Source organism: Bacteroides caecigallinarum, assembly GCF_016902295.1.
GTDB lineage: Bacteria > Bacteroidota > Bacteroidia > Bacteroidales > Bacteroidaceae > Phocaeicola > Phocaeicola caecigallinarum_A.
In genome coordinates this window covers 1-2,587 of sequence record NZ_JACJLQ010000089.1, presented here as the reverse complement: position 1 = coordinate 2,587, position 2,587 = coordinate 1, and the positions used below count along the sequence as shown (strand labels likewise).

Sequence of the window (2,587 nt, the reverse complement as noted above, 5' to 3'; positions counted from 1 at the left end):
CGGTAATTATCGCTACCATGACGAATGCCAGCAGGAATACCCACCAGTGCAACGGAGAGCGGTAGGCAAATGTGCTATAGTAATAATCCATTACAATATATCCCACAGGTGCAGCTATCAGGAAGCTTATAAGCAGTATGTAGAAGAACTTGCGGTTGAACATCTCCAGTATCTCTCGTATGCTTGCCCCATGAACTCTTCGCAGACCTATTTCCTTTCTGCGGAACTTGGTTTCGAACATAAGCAGACCGATTATTCCCATCAGTGATATGATTACTGCAAGTATGGTGAACAGCGTTATAAGGCTGATTAGTTTCTGTTCCTTACGGTACTGTGTTCCGAGTTCCTCGTCGAAGAACTTCAGGTTTATTTCTTCGGTGTTGAAATCCGGAACTATTTTTGCAGTTACTTTTCTTACAGCTTCCTGTACTTCACTGTATGTAGCTCCCTTATTACTTCTTATATAAAGATGGGCTGGTACTCTCCATGGATTCTTTCCAAACACGTAAAAAGCAAAAGGTTCTACCTTATAATGTAAAGGCATGAACTTGAAGTCATCGCAAAAACCTGCTATGTCTGTTTCTCCTTTATGTCCATGAATTCTACTTTCGAGAGTCAGTCCAAAATCTTCTTTCGCTTTTTTGTTGAATATGAAGATACCTTTATCGCTTTTTTCGTCAGATTCAGTAAAGTCACGTCCTTCAGAAATGTTTATACCCATAAACTTCAGAAAGTTATAAGATACAGGATAACAGGTGAAATAAACTTCCTTACCGTTAAAGTCGCGTCCCCATCCCATTCTGAAAGCGCTGACTAAAGGAGAATCTCCCCATGCCACTTCTTTTATGGATATGTTATTCTGAAGTTCAGACGTGAATAAATCATGGTTGTTCCAGTTTGCCGGGACCTTTACGGTATAAAGAAATTCCTTATCGAATCCCATGTCATAATTCATCATATAGTCGTACTGTATCTTTATGAAAGCGGCACACATTATGAAGATAATGGATATAGTAAACTGGAAACTTACAAGAATGTATCTGAAAGATTTTCCCTTACGTGCAGTTCCCATTGTACTTTTTATAGCCATTGCCGGAGAAAACGAGGTTATATACATTGCAGGATACATACTTGCCGAAATTGTCATTATCAAGGCTACAAATAATGTTAAAACAGCAATGTTCGCATTCTCCTCTATATTCAACGGGCAACTTATCAATTCTGCATATGTAGAATTTCCTATAACTTTTATAATAATATATGCCAGAAGCAATGATACTATTACAAGTATTGCCGATTCGACTATAAATCCGGTAACTAAAGATAATCTGGAACTTCCTAAGATTTTCTTGGTATTTACAGACCTCAACTTTACCGGTATTTGTGCCATGAAAAAGTTAAGATAGTTGATTAGGGTTATAACCAGAATAAGGATTGAAACGACGAATAGAGTTACAGTTGTTGTTTTGTTGCATTGATATGATGTAGAATTATCTGATACTATATTGTTGAACTGAAGGCCATGAAGAGGGAATAGCTTTATCGCATATTTGTCTGTATATTCTTCAGTTGATTGTTCTGAGGTATTTTCGTCTATTAATTTTTGAAATACGCTTTTAGCTATTTTGTTTATGCTGTTATTATAGTCTTCTATGCTTTCGGAACTATTGAGTTTTACATAATACTTGTATGACCATTCACTGAAATTTTCAATATTTTCATTTTCCAGCATGTCACAATAAATCAAATCTATATTGCCGAACAATGAATTGATTGGCATCCCTTTATATATGGCAGTAACTGTTCTTTGTTCATTCAGCTTAGTAAAAGTATCAATCCAGATAATATCACCAGGTTTTAAATTGAATTTTTTAGCGGTCTTCTCGCTTATGGCTACAGTTTTTTCTTTGTTCATTCCATCGAATTTACCAGCTATGACTTCAAATCCAAAAAGATTGAAAGCTTTACTTGTAGCTTCTGTGATATTCATTTCTACTTTTCTCGTTTCATCGCCTTTCTTTATTTTCACAGAAGAATTCCCGTGTGGTTGAATTACAGTATAATCCTCTACTATCGATGATTGCTTTAATATGGATTCTGCAATCGGACGACTGAGATTTACGCTATATTTGCCTTCTTCGTACCAGTCCTTATGTGTCATAACGAATATACGGTCCAAGTCCTTGATTTTGCTGTTGTAGTTCCAGTCGTAATTCACCTGAACCATTATAATGTATATTGCTGCAAAGGCAACCGTCATACCTAACAGGTTAAGTATTCCTGCACCTTTGAATAGTCTGATAATGCTTCTCATTTTGAGTTTTTAAGTTTTTGAGTTATGAGTTACGAGTTGACGAGTTGACAAGGTTGTCATTCGGACGGAACCAAAGGTCGGTGAAGCCAAACCTTGTCAACTTGTAACTGAAGCCTCGTCATCTCTTTTATTCATTTTTCAGTGTTTCAGCCGGATTTTCCGATGCAGCCTTATAACTGCATAGTGTGACAACTCCTACGGTAATTATCGCTACCATGACGAATGCCAGCAGGAATACCCACCAGTGCAACGGAGAGCGGTAGGCAAATGTGC

At 37.2% G+C, this 2,587-nt stretch carries 1 protein-coding gene; it reads right to left on the bottom strand.

Going from position 1 to position 2,587, the window contains the following annotated elements; genetic code table 11:
- A partial coding sequence (locus H6A27_RS14185) for an ABC transporter permease (protein ID WP_204509155.1) occupies window positions 1–2,314 on the bottom strand: 2,314 nt, incomplete at its 3' end.
- Between the last annotated feature and the right edge of the window lie 273 nt (window positions 2,315–2,587).